Here is an 18,643-nt window from a genome sequence, read left to right on the forward strand (position 1 = left end):
TTCAACTATGTAAGAAGAGATCAAGTTTCCTATGATCATTCATCAAAAAAGATTTCCAGAAAAATGGCACTTGATTTATTCAAAATTACTGATTCGGAAATATTATCTGCGATTGAATGTCACACAACATTGAAGGGTGGTTACTCTGATTTAGATTTAGTCGTGTTTTGTAGCAGATAAAATAAAATGGGATCAAGCAGGCGAGCCGCCATATCTTGATGGTTTGATGGCTGCGTTAGATCAGTCATTGGAACATGCTGCATACTATTATATTGAATACTTGTTAAGTAATGATATAAAGGTTATCCATCCTTGGCTGATGGACGCATATAGGGAATTAACAAATAAACTCCAAATTGATTTATAAATAGAAAAATAGCTGATTTTTTATATGAAAGGAAAACACTGTGAAAAGAAATTACAGTGTTTTTTTGTTACAAGATAGATCAGTTTTTACTTAATGATTAGATTAAAATAAATGTCTTTTTGTGATAGACTATAAGTGAGAGGTATTTGCTGGAAAAAATCAGGAAATTTGTTCAGAGTAGTTATTCAAATCAATGAGTGAAACTTTATAAAGAAAGGATGTATAAATATGGCCTATCATACATTTTCATTTTATTGGAAAAGAAGACACGATCCAAAATGGAGACTAGACTATCAAGTGTCTTTGTGGACTAGAGTCAGGAATGCACTTATTCTATCAAATTTAATTGTATATGGGATAATCATTTTTCTAAAAGTTAACGCTTAAATTAGACACATAACATGTCATAATTTGTACTATCATTGTTGAAAATTTAAACAATTCCCCGCCTATCTCCCATGTTAAAAAAATGGTTGGTATGGTCTTTTTTCAAAAGGAATGGAGTTGAGATAGGCGGAGAGTTGAAACAAGTTGGTTCTGCAAGGCCAGCTTGTTTTTTTAGTAGGATCCTGACTATCGTTAGTTAGGTTCTTACTATTACTACAGGATAAAAATTATAATCTGTGACTTTCATGACGTCTGGATCATTCTCGGAAAATAATTGTTTGCATGTTCATTTTTACTTTTTCATTTTTATTCTATTACGCATTGACGTAAGCACACCTTTTTTTAGACGAGATGAAAAACACATGGTGAGTCATTGATTTTTATCCAGCAGCTCGCACACATCAGGGGATGGAATTGAAAAAAATGTTAGGAAAAAAGGAGAACCTGATGGTACTATTTAAAAAGAGCGAAAAAAAAACGATATTCGTCACCAACAAATACCGTGCAAAAGTTCAATGAATAACCATTCACCTATTCAAAACTAAAAGATGTAAAAAAACACTAGTATTTCTTACAAATTTTAGGTAAAATGAATAAGTCAATGCGCATTGACTAGGGCAACTTGTATTGTCAGTTGTGGCTGACTTTACAGGGCTCTGTAGAAGGATTGCTGTCCTTTTTACAGAGTGCCTTATTTATTTTGTTTTTCGCTCTAATTATTAACTCAAATGACAAAACGCAAAAAAATGGTATTTGTCAGCGACTAATACCATGAAACGTTCAGTAAATAGAAATTAACCAATTCAAAGAAAAGTCAGAAAAAGCTGGTAATCTTTTCTTACTTTTAGTACAATGAAAGAAGTCAATAACATATTGACGGAAGGCAACTTGTATTATTAGTTGTGGCTGATAATACAGGGCTCTGCGGGATGATTTGCTGTCTCCTGCAGGGCGCCTTTTTTTATTTTGTTTTGTAACGTTATCTTAACTTAAAGACAAGATAAGAGTCAAGTCCTTTTGCAAATAGTAAAAAAAATTGATTTAGAGTAAAAAAGTACTCAAACAAAAAAGCAGGCTGGAAATTTTTTTTAGCAAGTAAAACAAACCAGTGAAAAACGTCTGGAAAGCTGATGGTAGCGGGGAAAAGGACAGCTTCTCATAAGCGATGCTTTATGAATATTTCATCCTTTAGTTATATCGTTGGTACGAAAAACGTACAATAACGAACGAATAAAATAGGAAAAGTACTTATGAAGGTAAAAATTTAAGTACGATGAAGAAGAAAGAGAATTGATCAGATGGAAATGCTATTTTCATATAAATAAATGTTTATACTAATATGCGTTCATTGTATACTTAAAGTAACAGATGATTGAAACGAAAGGAATAAAATGACATTAAGATCAATGAAATAGGAATGAGGAGATACTATGAATAAAACGAATCAAGGGTTTATTTTTTGAACCAACTTAGCTATTGTCATTTACTATTTTTTACCTAGAATGCAAGTGTCTACCTATTCTTATTCGTGGAACCTAATTTTTGCTTTTTTAGACAGTTGAGTGTCATTTTACTTACAGTAGTGATGTTATTTATTGCTTATCAAAAAACACATTTGAACAAGTGGAAAAACATTGATTCAGGTAGAATGGTTGTGGATTCGTACATTTTATATTTATTTGCAACGATAGTCTGTATAATGATTCTTGAATTTGTCTAACACTTGTAGATAAAAATAGTCTAGTTACTGACGCCTTAATAAATAGTATTTGAAATCATGGACTTCGATGATTCTACAAAAAACGTATTGTTCGTTTTTACTCAAATAAAAAAACAATAGTAAAACCTCCTAAAGTGGAAAGATACTTTAGGAGGTTCTTATTTTATGAGCGAGTGTGAAATAAGAATCATAAAAGAATTGCCCATTCCGCTTGATAAACTTTAGCTATTTGCTCATATTCAAGATATCGCAGGGTGTTCAGAGCTTTTTCACAACCTTTTGTCCAGATAATATTTGACCTTCTAAAATCAAAAGTATTCCTCTAAAAAAACGCTCAATGATTCTAAAAAGCCCACTATTAAGATCAGTATTCAAGTGATTTAGCTGATCAAGTAACTCTTTTGCCGTCGAAAGTTCATTCTCTTTTAAGCATAGTTCAGAAAAATTGATCAATAATGTTTGTAAAATTTCTTTGCCACGGTCATAGTTGCGGTATTTTTTTAGCAGTTATATATATATTTTTTTTAAAGATCATTCTTTGATCATGTGAGAAGTAGTCAAGTGTATTTGTGAAGATCAGCAATTCAAAGAGTGTCCAAGATCTCGTTTCAACAAAAATTGAACTACGATAGCCATTTGTTCAGCTGGGATTTTGGTGTAATCGATTTTGTTAAAGTGAAGAAAATGATTGACGATATGAATGCGTCCTTCAACTAAAGCTAAAAAAGTTCTTTGGTATCAGAAGTTGCTTGTGTTTGGATTTCTTTCTTCAGTTTAAACAAATCATTCAGGTTATTTTCATTTGAGGCTTTAGCTAATAAAGTCCAAAAGGTAGTCGTTTCTGGAATGGTATATTGATTATAGATAAACAGGAATTCATCAGCTGTTATTCTTAGCGCAATCTAAGACTTGCTCCAATAATTCTAAGGATAGATCATGACGGCCTTTTTCAAATTCGATCGCATAAGATTTTGAAATCAGGTTATTATATAATTCTTTTTGAGAAATACCTTTAGATAAACGGATCTCGCGTATGACCAGTCCATATTCTTTCATAATTCAAATCCTTTCTAAGCTATGATTGTTGATAAAAAGAGTGTAGCAGTTTTTGCTGAAAAGTCCTAGATATAGGACTTTAATCTATATAAGAAATTATTTTGTTCATGATAGATCAAAGCTTTAAGAAAGGAACGAGAACATGTTTAAAAAATATTTTATTATCGCTTTAGCTATTTTTTTGACAGGATTTTGGGCAATAGCAGCAGAAGCAGAAACGATCATTGTTACACCAAGCCATATCATTAAAGATCAAAAAGACTATTATTTAGATGGGCATACTTGGTATAACGATGGTAAACCAATAAATTCTGATAGTCTATTTTCGACAGAAGAAAGTTCGGCGGTCGAATCGACTACTACGGAATCGACTACAGAGACAACGACCATTGAAGCTTCAGATAGCACGAAAGAAACGACCACAGAGACGACAAGCTCACTATCCGCTGCCAGCGTAGAAAAAGAGACAAGTGTGCCTTCCTCGACTGCTATTGGCATAGAGACTTCAACAACGACCAGCGTTGAATCATCTATCGAAAATGAACAGACAAGTGCTAGTAACAAAGAAAGTTCAACTGACGTTAATGAACCATTAGTAAAAACGAGCAAAGTTGAGAGAATAGAAGCACCAAGCAACAATCCAACCAGTTCTTCAAACAATACATCAATGTCTAATAGATTACCTGAGACCGGTGAAAAAAGTCCAATAGTCATCAGTTTTCTAGGAATTGTTCTGATTGGGTGTGCTATTTTTTTGTTTAATCGACGTATATGAATTTTTTCTAGTGTTTAACTATTTTACATGAGTCAAGGCTCTTGTAAAATAGTTTCTTTTTTATTATAATTTCCATATAGAAATCATTTTATGGAGGCGAATCAAATGAATACGCTTGAAGATACGTTAATGAATCTACAGTGTGAACTAGTTGCGGAAAGGAATAGGACAAATCCTCAAGGGATCAGCTGGCTTCAGTATGACGTTTTACATCTTCTTGATTTAGAAAAAGAGCTAGCGCCATCAAAAATCAGTATTTTACTTGGAATCAGTCGAACAAAGCTATCTAAGGCTTTAAAAGAGTTGAAGACCATGTATTATATCCAACAAAAACCAAATGAAAAAGATGGACGAGAATTACGAACGGTTTTAACTGAAACAGGTCATCAATTGCTTAAGGATCTCGACCAAGGGCATCAACAACTTCATCAAGTTGCCAACCAAGTATTTACCAATGAAGAACAAGAACAATTTTCACAGCTGGCTGAAAAATTCTCCAATGCGCTTAAATCAGAAAGGTTGAAGGCTCATGAATAACTTTATTTCGATTAAAGGAGCCAAAACAAATAATCTCAAAAATCTGTCTCTTGACATTCCAAAACAACAAATAACCGTTGTCACTGGTGTTTCAGGGTCTGGTAAATCCTCTCTAGTCTTCGACACTCTAGCGGCTGAATCCCAACGACTTTTAAATGAAACTTATTCTAGCTATATTCAGCAGCTATTGCCTCACTATCCACAACCTGTCTTTGATACTATAGAAAATCTACCTGTTTCGATAGTGATCAATCAAAAGAAGATTGGTGGCAATGCACGCTCAACTGTTGGTACAGTAACAGATATTTACTCGAGTCTACGCCTTTTATTTTCAAGAATCGCTACGCCATTTATTGGCTATTCAATGGTCTATTCATTTAATAATCCGCAGGGAATGTGCCCGATTTGCAATGGCTTAGGTGAAACAAAACAAATTAATTTGAATCAGCTGATTGATTTTAACAAATCATTAAATGAGGGTGCAATTGATTTCCCTACCTTTCAACCTGGCGGCTGGCGATTGACCAGATACACAGAATCAGGAAATTTCGATAATGATAAAAAAATCCAAGATTATAGCCAGTCAGAGTTAGAGCTTCTTTTACACGATATCGGAAGCGCGCCAAAGAATCCAACCAAAAAATGGCCAAAAACCTCAACCTATATTGGGATTATTCCAAGAATCACTAAAAATTTTGTAGAGAAAGACGAGACGAAATATACGAAGCAATTGAATCGGATACTTGAGGTCAGAGAGTGTTCGGGCTGTCATGGAACCAGAGTTAACGAAATTGTTCGATCTGCAAAAATTGATGGAAAATCTATTGCGGATTGCGTAACCATGTCGATCACAGAATTACTGTTGTTCATTAAACATATTCATTCTCCTAACGTTGAGATTGTTTTGAATGATCTGATCAAAAAATTAGAAAGCTTACAGAACGTTGGTTTGAGTTAATTATTTCTTAACCGCCCAACAGCTACTCTTTCTGGTGGTGAATCCCAAAGAATAAAGATGACCAAGCATCTAAATAGTGCATTGACTGATGTTTTATACATTTTTGATGAACCCAGTATTGGTCTTCATCCAGAAGATATTTTAAGAATGTCAAAAATTATTATTGGGCTGAAAAAGAAAGGGAATACTGTGGTATTAGTTGACCATGATCCTGATATTATAAAAATCGCAGATCATGTGGTGGATCTAGGGGAATATGCAGGAGATAAAGGTGGCAAGATCACTTTTGAAGGAACGTATCAAGAATTATTGAAATCGGATACAATCACGGGGAAAAGTTTATCTGCAATAAATACGATCAATACTGAAAAAAAGCTGTTTTCTACTTACTATTCATTAAATAAAGTTAGCCTGCATAACGTTATTGAGGCTTCAGTAAAAATACCAAAACAATCATTAACGGTCGTTACAGGTGTGGCTGGCTCTGGAAAGAGTACGTTGATTCGGCAGCTCTTCAAGCAAAAATACCCCGAAGCAAGTATCTTGGATCAGAATCCGATAAGTGGGAGTAATCGTTCAAATGTCCTGACGTACCTTAATGTTTTTGATAAAATAAGAAATATTTTTGCACATGATTCCGGAAAAAGCAGCTCTCTTTTTAGCTATAACGGGAAAGGTGCTTGTCCTGTTTGTAAAGGGAAGGGCTATTTAAAATTAGATTTAGCCTACATGGGAGATGTTAAACAGATTTGTGAAAAGTGCCAGGGGAAAAGATATAGTGATGAAGCACTTTCCATAGTTTGGCGCGGCTTGAACATCTATGATCTTTTACAGCTGTCGGCTGAAAAAGCGCGCAAGCTATTTGAAGACAGTGCATTAGTAGCAGCTATGCAAACGTTGATTGATGTTAATTTAGGGTATGTCAAATTGGGCCAATCATTAGCTACGTTTTCGGGAGGAGAGTTACAACGCTTGAAAATAGCTAAGGTAATGCAGCAAAATACGACGGATTTATTGATCTTAGATGAACCATCTACTGGTTTACATGAGGCTGATATCAAGAAGTTACTAAAGCTTTTCAAAAGACTTCTGAAAAGAAATCAGACGTTGATCGTTTTAGAACACAATCTTCAAATTATTAGTCATGCGCAGTGGATCATCGATATGGGGATTGGCGGAGGCGATTTAGGCGGGAAAATACTTTTTGAGGGGTACCCGATTGATTTATTGACTGTATCAGATTCATATACTGCTAAACATTTACAAAGATATATAAAGTAAGCAAAACGGTAGCACAAAAAATCCCATCTCAGCCAAGATGGGATCAAATGATTTATTTATCTTTTGGGGAAGATAAGTAATTTCTCTATGAATGAATCATAAACGATTTTCACTGCTTTTGCTACTTCAAAAAAATCCTATCCTTCTTACTTTTTTGAAGAAACTCTGTATTTAAAAGGATCGGCAGCTATTCTCTCCAAAATTTTGTGTAATCGATTTTTTCCTGGATGTTATAGTCGATGATTTTTTTGAGTAAGGCAAAATCGATTTCTTGGGCCCAAGTGATTTTGAAGATATTATCTGTATGCTCATATCCAGCTTTTTCGATGTCTTCTTTGAACGCGGCAAGTGTCGCGGTTTCAGGTGCGACCGACATATGTTTTTTCGAAACGCTAAAACCGATAATAAATGTCCCATGATCGGTAAACATCGGTTGATTCCATTTGATGACGGTTTCTAGCTGCGGAAAACTTCCTTTGATCCAGTTAAACAGATCATTCAAACGCTGACGTTGGTCTGGATTACTGATTTTTTCTGTAAATTCATTTAAATTTGCCATCGTGAAACCTCTTTTCTTTTAGGTAGGATTGTTTCATTGTTTTTATTATAATATGAATAAAGAATTTAGAATAGGTATTTGATTGAGTAGAAGGAGGGGAATGAAGATGCCACAATATATTGCTTTATTGCGCGGTGTAAATGTCGGAGGGAAAAATCGTGTGGTGATGACCGAATTAAGGGAGTCATTTGAGCAGCATGGATTTACACAAGTCAAAACGTATTTAAATAGCGGGAATGTCATTTTTTCAACGGAGAAAAAGGAATCAGAAATGATTACTAAAGAGTGTGAAATGCTGATTGAAAGGATGACAGGGCTGCATATTCCTGTGACGATCGTTTCTGGTGAAGCGTGGCTGGAAGCGGTCAAGCATGCGCCAAAATGGTGGAATACAGACAAGGAATCAAAACATAATGCAATTTTTATTATTTCGCCAACGACAACAGCTGAGGTCATGCTTTCTGTTGGAGAAGCAAAACCGGAGTACGAGCAGGTCGATCATCATGAACGAGTGATTTTTTGGTCAGCACCATTAAAAACATTTTCGAGAACCCGCTGGTCAAAGATCGTCAGCTCAGCGTACTATGATCGAATCACGATCAGAAATGCCAATACAGTTATGAAAATAGCGGAGCTGATCAAAAAAGAAAAATGAATACTTGCCTTCGACATGGCTCCGAGGTTTATACTTTCCTTGTTGGTCGATCAACACGTCATAAAAAAATGAACGACATATCTAGTGAATAAAAAATAGACGAGCAGCCGATTTATTGTATAATGGTTGTTAGTCTGTTTTTATTTATAGGATGGAAAGAGGAAAGTATTATGAAAAAAAAGATCAAGATACTGTTCAGTATACTTGCTGCAATTATCGCTATTATTTTAATCTATGTGGGGTATGTTTATTTCAGCTATTCAAGAATTGAAGATGATGTTTCGATTAAAGTGGTACAGAAAGCTGAACATTCAAGCCTAACTACAAACAAAGAATATAGAATAACTACATTCAATATTGGCTACGGCTCATATACACCTGATTATACATTTTTCATGGACGGTGGAAAGCAATCCAAAGCGGTAAGTAAGGAAAGTGTACGTACTAACATTGACGGTGTGATCGAAACGACAAAGAAAATCGCTCCTGATTTTGCTTTATTTCAGGAAGTAGATGAAAAAGCAACACGCAGCCGCGGAGTAGATGAGGTTCAGCAGATCAATCAGAGTTTTAAAGAACACACAAGTGCATTTGCAGTGAATTATGATTCCGCATTTTTAATGTATCCGGTGTTAGATCCAATCGGAAAATCGAAATCTGGGATTTTAACACTTAGTAATACAGAAATGGAAAGTAGTACACGTTACAGTTTACCGATCGAAACCAATTTTAATAAATTTTTTGATTTAGACCGAGCGTTTACGGTTTCTAAAATTCCAGTTGCAAACGGAAAATCATTGATGCTGTATAATGTTCATTTATCTGCATATATCAAAGACCAGAAAATTCAAAAAGAGCAAGTGCATAAGCTGTTTGATCATATGGAACAGGAATATAAAAAAGGAAATTATGTGGTTTGTGGAGGAGATTTTAATCATGATTTGCTTCCTTCCTCTACGGAAACGTTTAAAAACGATCCGACAGAAGAGTATACCTGGCTGCAGCCTTTTCCAAAAACAGAACTGCCCGAAAATCTTCGTGTAGCAGCATTGAGTGAAACCAAAGAAGCGGTACCTTCAGTTCGTAATTTAGACAAACCTTATGAAAAAGGCAAGTCATTTGTTGCGTTGATCGATGGCTTTATTGTGTCTGATAATATTGAGAATATCAATGGAAAAGTGATCGATAAGGAATTTCAACATTCAGATCATAATCCAGTTGAGATGACGTTTAAATTGAAATAATGGAATAAAAGTGCTTTTTTCTCGCCGCTTATTCAGAATCAAAGCCCGAAACAAAACTGATTTTTAGTTTTGTTTCGGGCTTGTTAGCTTTTGATAACGGACGGATAAAAACCAGTTTTTTCGGTAATTGGACTAAAAAAACGAAGCAACATTTGTCTGATCTTTTTTTATATAGGATTCAATTTGTGAGATGAAATATTATTCTTTTACTTGAATAATTGTTTGTTGCCTATGATTGATAATCAGAGCTGTTTGGTCAGGCACTTTGACATCATCCGTATCATAATTCCTATCAGAAAAATTAGCGATCACTACTAGATCATCTCCAAATTGTGTTTTTTGTACGAGACGGTCTTGTGTCAAGACTGTGAAGTCGGTCATTTCATGTGCTAAAGCAGCTTTTTGAAATGGTGCCCAAATTTTAGCATTTTCACTGATATCCTGTTTATGTTCATCCCACGCAGCTTTATCGAGGTGGAACATTGGCGGAGTATTATATAAATATTCCTTCATACGGCGTTCAGCGACTTGTCCTTTGATTTTGTAACTATCCCATTCCCATTGATGTGAAGTAATGACTGAGCGATTATAAACAAGCTTATATAGTGGGAGTGAATAAGCTGGATCTGTATAAATGGCTTTGTATTCATCTTTGATCGGAACGGTTTTTTTATATTTTGTTGGAATACCGCCATCTAAAGCAGCGTAGCTTCCCACATAATATTCACTCTCTTTATTTTCCCTCATATCCGGGTCAGACCACATGATCACAGGCGTTTCGATTCCGTGAGAGAAGACCATTTCTTTTGAAGCAAAATCATTTCCTCCTTCTGAGCCGACAACTAATCCATTCTTATTGAAATAATCCATTCTTTTTAGACGACCAGCAACATCTTCACTTTGAGTTGTTTGGTGATCAGGACTGTAGTCATTGTAAATTTCTCCAGCTGCATCTGTATCTAGAAACCAAGAGTTGAAAGGAATCTTATTTTGCATAATACCAATGAAGCGTTCTTCAACATCTGGAAAAATTTGCGTTGGATTTAGCTTTCTACCTTTGCCTAAAAACCCAGCCACTTTTTCGCCATTTTTCTTTGTCACAGTTGCTTGTTCATAGAGTTTTTCATTGGGAAAAGAAGCGGTATTCCAATCGATACTGGCATTTTCTTGAATAGATTGATACGAATCATAGGGACCGATCAAATATCCTTGATCAGCTGCCGTTTTTACCATAGCAGGATTCATTAAGCCATTGGCCCAGTTAGGTAAACCGATCCAAGCGTTTTCTATCCCAGCATTTTTCATTTCTTTAAAGACGTCGACGGATGTCTCTTTGCCCCATTGTTCAAGCGGGGGAGTCAGGTCTTGAAGAGCGCCAGCTAATAAATGTTTATTTAATGTATAACGGTCTTGTTCACTCAATGTATCGATTCCTTTTTCAATCAGTTTTGAAGCTGTTTCATCCGGCTGTTTAAAAATAGACTTATTGAAAAATTGAGGGTAAAGCAGAACATAATTGAGTGAATTTAAAAGGGTGTTTTTTTCATACTGATAGCCTTCATTATTTTTGAAAGCAGCTAAAGCATTTTCGTATTCTGCTGATCCATCTTCGCCATATTGTGATAATAATTCAGCGATCCATTGAAAAATAGGCTCATCAACTTGTTCAGGAAGCTTGCTCCAGTTAATATCTTCTTCAGTTAAAATCCGGCTGTTCCAGTAATAAATTTGAATGGCTCCCCGCATTTTCTTGATTTCTGGATTCTCTTTTTCCTTGTCGTCTAATGTCTTGAAATTATTTGTCTTGATGCGATCCATTTGATAAGTTTTGGCAATCGCAACTGGGTCATTTTCTGTGATATAAAGGCGATAATTCAAGGTTTTGTTTTTGTCGAAGCCGATAAAATGATGACTGGCCTCAAAAGCTAGGTGATTACTTGTTTCAGCGAGCAAATCACTATTAAAGGTTTCATCAGTGACAAAGCTTGCGGCAAACTGTTCATAGTTAGCAGTGAAAAAGCTCATGGAGAAAGCTTCACTCATGGCTAACTCATTGTTTTGTTGAAAATAAGCCAGCCAATCTTTTTGATCATTTGGGATCATTTTTCCTTCTGCGATGGGTAAGGTATAATTTTTAGCATCGATTTTTGGCCAGTTGAAGGTTAAGTCCTCATCAGTCAAACTTGTAAGTGAAATAGCCAAGTGCTCGTCTTCTTTTTTTACTGCGATTTGAAGGTGTTCATCTGGATAAGTCCAGCTGATTTCGTTAGTCGTTTTTTTTAAATTTGTTACTCGTTTGGTTGTTTGAGGTTGAGCAACGGTTTCTTTTTGGTTGTTTTCGGTGATTGTGATAGCAAAGGTTTCAGGATCAACGTCAAATGAGAAATCAGTTTTGGCATAAGATTTATTTTTGTTTAGCTCTTGGTTAACTGAGCTTTTTTCTTGTACCTGCTTCTGCATTATTCCGGGCGTCTGACAAGCTGCTAATGAAAGTGTTAGCGTGGTTAAAAGTGTGATAAAAAATTTCTTTTTCATGATTTTCCTCCTAAATGAACTGGTTTATTGAACCAATTGGAGTGTAACAAGTATCTGTTACAGAAATATGGCAAAAAAAGAGTACGATCCACAAAGAAGGATCGTACTCTGGTGCTAGATAAGGAAGGCGCTTATACTACTCTTTCATCAAAAAAGGCAGCTTTCGCTTTTTTATTGAAATGCAAATTGAAAATCAACGTTTTATGAACGAGTCGTGCTTCGATGTCAAAGCCATGTTCATTCATGATCGATTGAACGATCGATAAGCCTAGTCCCGTGCCTGACAGATTTTTATTGCGAGATTTTTCATGAACATAAAATGCTTCCCACAGTTTTTCAATATCAAAGTCTGAAGGTAAGGAGGTTTGATTACTGATCGAAAATTCAATAAAGTCATTCGTTTCCCGCCAGCTGACTTGGATTTCTTTATCTGTTGTATACTTGATGCTGTTGGTCAATAAATTGTCAAACGTACGCTTGATCAATAAAGGGTCAGCTTCAATCAGGGACATTGATGTATCTGTTTGGGCTTCCAATAGTAAAATCATCTCTTTTTCCAGTAAGGATTCTTGATCTCGTAATGTTTGCTGCCAAATCTCTGACAATTGGATGGGCACTTTTTGTAGTGTTTGTTGCTGTTCTAATTTTGCATAATCAAGCATTTGGTCAACGATCTCATTTAATCGTTGGGCTTGCTGGAGGATGATCGTCAAATAGGTGCCATCGTCTAAACCATCTTCGATGCCTGAGCCATAAGCTTTGATCAAGGCAATCGGTGTTTTCAATTCATGGGTCAAATCAGCTGTGAATTGCTTTAATTGGTCATTTTTTGCAAGTAGATTCTTTTGATACGTTGCCAAAGCGTGACTCATTTTGTTGATACTGACCGCTAGCTCACCAATTTCATTTGCAGGAATATTTTCAGTAGTTACAAAGGTCAAAGCGGTGATCTCTTCAGCTACTTTTTTTAACTCAACCAGTGGGTCAGTAATTTTTCTAACAGAAACATAAATCAAAAAGATGATCAAAATCAACGTAAGACTCAGTGAAATCAAGTTAAAGCTATTGATCAAGGCTGCTGTTTCAGAAAAATTAACGGTAGAAACGCCAACCAAATAGAACGTGTCATCGATCACCATCATTTCAACGAGAAAACTAGATTTTTGTTTTCCTTGATCAAAGCTTCTTTGGATCGGTCGAGCCGTTTGACGCAGCTGATCTAAAGTCTCCTGGGTGACCCAAAAGCGGTTCAAAGCGACTTTTTTTCTATTTAAGTTCAGTGTCAAAGCTTCATTGAAGTCGTCAAGTGAGGCTCCGTCGATCGGTTGTGTAGTTATCGTCACTTGATGCTCGTTTTCAAGGCGCTCCAGTTGTTCTTCACTAGAAGAAGATTGCTGAATCATTTCCATGACAGAAGTTACTTTATGCTCCATTTTAGCGTTATAGTAATAAGGAACGATCATCGTATTGAAAATAAACATGACAAAAAAACTGGCAATGATGATCAACGAAAAAGTGAGAGTCAGTGTTGTACTGATTTTTCTAGTTTTCTTTTTCAATGAGATACCCAACTCCTCTTTTTGTTGTGATGATCTCATCACCGATTTTTTCCCTTAATCGTCGAATATGTGTATCTACAGTACGAGCGACACCCTCGTAATCCATACCCCAAACACCAATTAAAAGCTGTTCCCGGCTTAAAATCGTTCCGCGATTTTTGACGAAAAACAGCAGCAGATCGATTTCTTTTTTTGTTAGATCGATTGATCGTTCGTTTTTCCAGACACTCAGTTTAGTCGGGTCGATCACAAGGCTTTTTACCGTGACCAATTCTGTCACACCGAGTAATTTTTTGACTCTCAAAACTAACACTTGAGGATGAAAGGGTTTTGTGAGAAAGTCGTCTGCACCACTGGATAAAGAGAGAAATTCATCCTCACCAGTTGTTTTAGCAGTCAACATCAGAATTTTAACTGGACTTTCTGATTTGATGGTTTTGATTACTTCGATACCATCGATTTTCGGCATCATCCAGTCGATGATCGCTAAATCTATTTTTTCTGTATAAAAAAGATCAAGTGCGGCTTCACCATCAAAGGAAGGAAAGACAGTAAACCCTGCCTGTTTCATATAAGCACTTAAAATCTGCACCATTTCTGGGCTATCATCCGCAATCAAAATATTCATAAGCAGCAGCTCCTTTTATAACCTTGTTACTTGTTTATTTATATGCAAAAACTGACAAAGTAGAACCAACCCAAACACGCCCATCAATGGCAAGTCTACGCAAAGAAAAAAACGGCCGGGGGTATATAAAAAATCCTTGATCCATGAAGTGTTTGTCCTAAAAAAATCCGCATAAAGCAGTTCAGTGCTAAGCACGCCAATAAAAGTACTTGGAATGGCAAGAAGTAAAAAGTCTGAAAAAATCTCACTCGTTACTCGAATACCAGAACTGCCAAGTAATTTTTTGATGATCAACTCTTTTTTATCCACTAACAGAACCTGTTGAAAATGAATAAACAGGTAAAAAAGACCAGCGATAAATAATCCTAGACTAATCAGAAGCAGTCCATTTTTTAGCGTGGTCAATAAAAAAATCAAATTTCTAAGAGCCGCTGTCTGTGAAAAGGCATCGATCATTTCAGTTTGACTTAGTAGATGTTCACGTTCCAATGTCTCAAAATGCTTCAGTGTAAGTCCTATACGAATGAGAAGCGTCGAAATAAAAAAATAAGCGATGATCGAGAAACTTTTAATGAAAGAGTGCCACTTATTCCTCAATAGAAAACGTCCACTGTCAATTAAAATAGAAGACAAAGTATTCATAAATCAACCTTTCTCCACCTACCAATAGATAGTGTTAGGTGGATTTGTGTTCTTATTAGAATTATTTATCAAATTTATCTAGTCGAAATTCCTCGATCAAGGCGATCAATTTTTCGGCATACTCTGGATCAGTTGCATAACCGCCATTTTGCAAAGCAATAGCGGCTTCACGATAATTTTTACTTGTCTTGATCGACTCGTACGTTCCGCCATTTAAAAATTCCATATGATCGACCATTGATTCTTGGATCGTTGTGTATTTCTTAAATGAATCATCGATCGTAATTTGTTCACCATCAATGAATTCTTCGGTGGGCATAATACTAGACTGCTCGTTGAATGCACCTTTGATCCCGAAAAGATTATTCGCTTCAATTGCTAGATCACTACGTCCCCAATCAGATTCCAAAATGGCTTGAGCGATCGTGATGCTGGCAAATAGATGCGTTTGTTTTTGTAAGATTTTGGCTTCAGCCGCGATTTCATCGATAAAAATCTGTTGATACGCAGTGGCTTCATCTTGAATGGGTTGTTCTTCGTTATTAAAAATTAAGAAAATACTCGCAATTGAAAGAAGTAAAATCAATAATAGCGGTAAAATATTTCGTTTGATAAGGATTCTTTGATTCATGTCATCCCCTCTTTTCCTTTAGTGAATAAAGTTAGTATAGTGGTTCAATGTTACAAAAAGATGCCAAATAAGTTAATAATTGTTTGGCTTTCTTAAGAAATAATTCAGTTTGATTAAGAAAGTTTTGAAGAATGAAAAATGGATGATAACGAAAAAATGAAACAAACCCCTTTACAAGTTATAAAAAATGATTTATGCTAAGTTCTGTAAATACCCATAGGGGTATAAAAGGAGGAGCATATGTTTTCATTTTTTAACAAAACATCGATCGATTTATCGGAACTTCAGCAAAAGCTAGACATGAAATCTGAAATCATTGATGTACGTGAGAAGTCAAAATTTCAAGCAGGGCATATACCTGGAGCTAAAAATATTCCACTGAGTAAAATCGGCTCATATAGCTTAAAAAGCGAACAGCCGATCTATGTCATCTGCCAATCAGGTTTAAGAAGCAGACAAGCGACGAAAATATTACGAAAAAAAGGCATACAAGCATTTAATGTCAAAGGTGGAATGAGCCGCTGGTCAGGTGCAGTTAGAGGAGGAAAATTATAATGCGAGTAGTAATTATTGGTGGAGTAGCTGGCGGAATGTCTGCTGCGACTAGATTAAGAAGATTATCAGAAGATATCGAAATTATCGTCTTGGAAAAAGGGCCGTATGTTTCTTTTGCTAATTGCGGACTGCCTTATTATGTATCTGGAGAAATCACTGAGCGTTCAGAACTGATTTTACAAACTCCTGAGCAGCTGAAAAAGAGATTCAATATCAAGGTGTACACTGAAACAGAAGCAGTTGAAATCGACCGTCAAAATAAAACAGTTCAAACAAATTCTAAAGGAAAAGAAGAAACGATCAGTTATGACCAATTGATTTTATCCCCTGGAGCTCAACCGATAGTTCCTGAAATCGAAGGCTTGTCCCAAGCGACCAATCTACACACCTTGAGAAATGTCCCGGATGTCGACAAAATCGTCGAAACGGTGAAACGTGAACAGCCAAAGCAAGTGGTTGTCATTGGAGCTGGATTTATCGGTTTGGAGATGGCTGAAAGTCTAAAACATTTAGAAATGGACGTCACATTAGTAGAAGCAGCTCCACAAATTTTACCACCATTAGATGAAGAAATGGCCGCATTTGTTGAAAAAGAACTGATACAAAATGGGATCACTGTTTATAAAGGGGCTGCTGCATCGGCGTTCAAGGATTCTGGGAAAATAATTGAGCTAAGCACAGGAGAAACGATCACCAGTGACTTTACCATTCTGTCTATAGGAGTCAAACCTTCTAGTGAATTGGCGCAAGCTGCTGGTTTAGAGACAGGGTTACGTGACGGAATTCTTGTTGATGAAGCTTATCGTACAAGCGATCCTGCTATTTATGCTGTGGGTGATGCAATCGTTGTGAAACAGCAAATTACAGGCGAAGCTGCCTTGATTTCACTCGCTTCGCCAGCCAATCGTCAAGGAAGACAAGTAGCAGATGTGATTATGGGCGTTGAGCGGAAAAATCAAGGCAGTATTGGTACAGCAATTGTTCGTGTCTTTAACTTGGCAGCTGCAAGCACTGGTTTGAGTGAACGTCAATTACGTAATGATAAAATAGACTATAAAGTCGTTCATACTACATCAAAAAGCCATGCAGGCTATTTTCCGGGGAGCCAATCCATCGTAATGAAATTATTGTTCCATCCTGTTTCTGGGAAAATTTTTGGCGCTCAGGCCGTTGGAGCAGATGGTGTAGATAAACGAATCGACATTATTGCAACGGCGATCAAAGCTGGGATGACTGTGATCGATTTACCTGAATTAGAGTTTACTTACGCGCCACCATTTGGGTCAGCAAAAGATCCAGTCAATATGATCGGTTATGCTGCAGCAAACATTCTAGAAGGGTTTTCAGAAAATATTCAATATTATGAACTAAAAGCAGCGATCGAAAACGGCGCGTTGTTGCTTGATGTGAGAAATCCAAATGAGCTAACCAATAATGGAGCGCTACCACAAGCTAAAAATATTCCATTGGATGAACTGAGAGCGCATTTAGATGAATTACCTAAGAATCAAGAAATCATTGTGAGCTGTCAAAGTGGACAAAGAAGCTACTTAGCAGAACGAATCTTGAAAAATAATGGCTTTACCGTAAAAAATTTAGATGGTGCATTTCAGCTTTATAGCATGATTTACCCCCAGGAGGTTATTAAATAATGTATAAGTCAATGATGATCGATGAGTTTGAACAATTACAGAAAAGAAATCAATTAGAAATTATTGATGTGCGAGAAGTGGACGAATATCAGTCTAGTCATATCAATGAAGCAAAAAACATGCCTTTGAGCACCCTGCAGGAGACCGCTGAGACGTTGGACAAAGCGCAAGAATATTATATTATTTGCCATTCTGGCGGACGCTCTCAAATGGCTAGTGAATATTTTGCTTCATTAGGGTATAATGTAACGAATGTGATGGGCGGAATGTCCGCTTGGAGAGGAGACGTTACTCGTGGGATGTGATCCTAAATTAGCCAATCGTTTAAAACGTTCTGAAGGACAAATTCGCGGCGTTTTAAAAATGATGGAAGAAGGTAAGGATTGTCGAGAAGTTGTGACTCAGCTGATGGCTGTCCGTTCCAGTATCGATAAAGTAATCGGACTTGTTGTGACAGAGAATTTGAAACAATGTATGGAAGATGAGCAGATCGATCTTTCCAATGAAGATCTAGCAAAAGCTTTAGAGATGATCGTGAAAACTAGATAAAAAAAGCGTTAAACTTTTTAGCCAGAGGCCTGAAGTTTAACGTTTTTTTTAGTGAATAGATGATTCGTAAGGTACTGATTTAGAATAATTAGTTCCAAATCATTAACACGTACTTTTTTTTATAGATCTATTTCAAGAAGTAAAATATAACACTATTCAGAGAATCATATAGCCCTATTTTTTTGTTTTTTCTGAAAAAAATATTCGTAATAGCGATAAAATTTGAATTATTTTGAAAAAAACAAATTAAATATAGTATAGTTTAAGTAGTGATGTTAAATAGTTGAAAAAAATAATTTGAAACCATTTTAGTTATTTAATTGAAAAAATATGTTTTTGTCATTATTTTCTTA

Annotated in this window: 16 protein-coding genes and 2 pseudogenes; 10 read left to right on the top strand and 8 right to left on the bottom strand. The window is 36.0% G+C overall.

The genetic code is table 11. The features are described 5' to 3' along the window. Positions 1–16 precede the first annotated feature (16 nt). Positions 17–367, top strand: a pseudogene (locus CC204_RS21440) (bis(5'-nucleosyl)-tetraphosphatase (symmetrical) YqeK); the annotation flags it as partial. Positions 368–2,732: 2,365 nt separating this feature from the next. Here CC204_RS21440 and CC204_RS21785 read toward each other — a convergent pair. Beyond that, positions 2,733–2,927 (bottom strand): Rgg family transcriptional regulator, encoded by a 195-nt coding sequence (locus CC204_RS21785; RefSeq protein WP_418252891.1) that lies wholly within the window; start codon positions 2,925–2,927, stop codon positions 2,733–2,735. A 426-nt stretch (positions 2,928–3,353) separates the two neighbouring features. Then, positions 3,354–3,530 carry a helix-turn-helix domain-containing protein gene (locus tag CC204_RS00020; protein ID WP_088268138.1) on the bottom strand — a complete coding sequence of 59 codons (177 nt, stop codon included), beginning with the start codon at positions 3,528–3,530 and terminating at the stop codon, positions 3,354–3,356. 142 nt (positions 3,531–3,672) lie between these two features. Between CC204_RS00020 and CC204_RS00025 the strand changes: the two genes are divergently transcribed. The 3 genes and pseudogenes from CC204_RS00025 to CC204_RS00035 all read left to right on the top strand — a co-directional run bounded on the left by CC204_RS00025 (position 3,673) and on the right by CC204_RS00035 (position 7,081). After that, positions 3,673–4,305, top strand: coding sequence for an LPXTG cell wall anchor domain-containing protein (locus tag CC204_RS00025; RefSeq protein ID WP_088268140.1), 633 nt, complete (start codon positions 3,673–3,675; stop codon positions 4,303–4,305). Positions 4,306–4,410: 105 nt separating this feature from the next. Continuing rightward, positions 4,411–4,842, top strand: a complete 432-nt coding sequence (locus tag CC204_RS00030; protein ID WP_088268142.1) for a MarR family winged helix-turn-helix transcriptional regulator — start codon at positions 4,411–4,413, stop codon at positions 4,840–4,842. Continuing rightward, positions 4,835–7,081: pseudogene (locus CC204_RS00035) on the top strand (ATP-binding cassette domain-containing protein). The gene CC204_RS00030 and the pseudogene CC204_RS00035 overlap by 8 nt, the downstream one beginning before the upstream one ends. A 187-nt stretch (positions 7,082–7,268) precedes the next feature. On the opposite strand, the gene CC204_RS00040 reads toward CC204_RS00035, so the two are convergent. Beyond that, on the bottom strand, positions 7,269–7,640 hold the full coding sequence (locus CC204_RS00040) for an iron chaperone (RefSeq protein ID WP_088268144.1): 372 nt from the start codon (positions 7,638–7,640) through the stop codon (positions 7,269–7,271). Between the two features lie 106 nt (positions 7,641–7,746). Here CC204_RS00040 and CC204_RS00045 point away from each other — a divergent pair, with 106 nt between their 5' ends. Next, entirely contained in the window at positions 7,747–8,295 is a 549-nt protein-coding gene (locus tag CC204_RS00045; RefSeq protein ID WP_088268146.1) for a DUF1697 domain-containing protein, read from the top strand. Between the two features lie 170 nt (positions 8,296–8,465). Beyond that, positions 8,466–9,539, top strand: a complete 1,074-nt coding sequence (locus CC204_RS00050; RefSeq protein WP_088268148.1) for an endonuclease/exonuclease/phosphatase family protein — start codon at positions 8,466–8,468, stop codon at positions 9,537–9,539. 198 nt (positions 9,540–9,737) lie between these two features. On the opposite strand, the gene CC204_RS00055 is transcribed toward CC204_RS00050, so the two are convergent. From CC204_RS00055 to CC204_RS00075, 5 genes are all read right to left on the bottom strand, one after another. Further along, entirely contained in the window at positions 9,738–12,074 is a 2,337-nt protein-coding gene (locus CC204_RS00055) for a glycoside hydrolase (RefSeq protein WP_088268150.1), read from the bottom strand. Positions 12,075–12,205: 131 nt separating this feature from the next. Further along, entirely contained in the window at positions 12,206–13,672 is a 1,467-nt protein-coding gene (locus CC204_RS00060) for a sensor histidine kinase (protein ID WP_227011204.1), read from the bottom strand. After that, entirely contained in the window at positions 13,617–14,261 is a 645-nt protein-coding gene (locus CC204_RS00065) for a response regulator transcription factor (RefSeq protein WP_088268154.1), read from the bottom strand. The genes CC204_RS00060 and CC204_RS00065 overlap by 56 nt, the downstream gene beginning before the upstream one ends. Positions 14,262–14,276: 15 nt before the next feature. After that, positions 14,277–14,903 carry a hypothetical protein gene (locus CC204_RS00070; protein WP_088268156.1) on the bottom strand — a complete coding sequence of 209 codons (627 nt, stop codon included), beginning with the start codon at positions 14,901–14,903 and terminating at the stop codon, positions 14,277–14,279. A gap of 61 nt (positions 14,904–14,964) precedes the next feature. Then, entirely contained in the window at positions 14,965–15,534 is a 570-nt protein-coding gene (locus CC204_RS00075) for a glycoside hydrolase family 73 protein (RefSeq protein WP_088268158.1), read from the bottom strand. Positions 15,535–15,774: 240 nt separating this feature from the next. Between CC204_RS00075 and CC204_RS00080 the strand changes: the two genes are divergently transcribed. From CC204_RS00080 to CC204_RS00095, 4 genes are read left to right on the top strand one after another with little or no spacing between them, the layout of a single operon-like run. After that, entirely contained in the window at positions 15,775–16,089 is a 315-nt protein-coding gene (locus CC204_RS00080) for a rhodanese-like domain-containing protein (protein ID WP_088268160.1), read from the top strand. After that, a complete protein-coding gene (locus CC204_RS00085; protein ID WP_088268162.1) occupies positions 16,089–17,741 on the top strand; it encodes an FAD-dependent oxidoreductase in 1,653 nt (550 codons plus the stop codon). Before CC204_RS00080 ends, CC204_RS00085 begins: the two co-directional genes overlap by 1 nt. After that, on the top strand, positions 17,741–18,046 hold the full coding sequence (locus tag CC204_RS00090; RefSeq protein ID WP_088268164.1) for a rhodanese-like domain-containing protein: 306 nt from the start codon (positions 17,741–17,743) through the stop codon (positions 18,044–18,046). The genes CC204_RS00085 and CC204_RS00090 overlap by 1 nt, the downstream gene beginning before the upstream one ends. Continuing rightward, the gene (locus CC204_RS00095; protein WP_088268166.1) at positions 18,036–18,290 is read left to right on the top strand and encodes a metal-sensitive transcriptional regulator; all 255 of its coding nucleotides are present in this window, start codon (positions 18,036–18,038) and stop codon (positions 18,288–18,290) included. Before CC204_RS00090 ends, CC204_RS00095 begins: the two co-directional genes overlap by 11 nt. Positions 18,291–18,643 lie beyond the last annotated feature (353 nt).

Origin of the sequence: Enterococcus wangshanyuanii (assembly GCF_002197645.1) — a bacterium.
Classification (GTDB): Bacteria; Bacillota; Bacilli; order Lactobacillales; family Enterococcaceae; genus Enterococcus_L; species Enterococcus_L wangshanyuanii.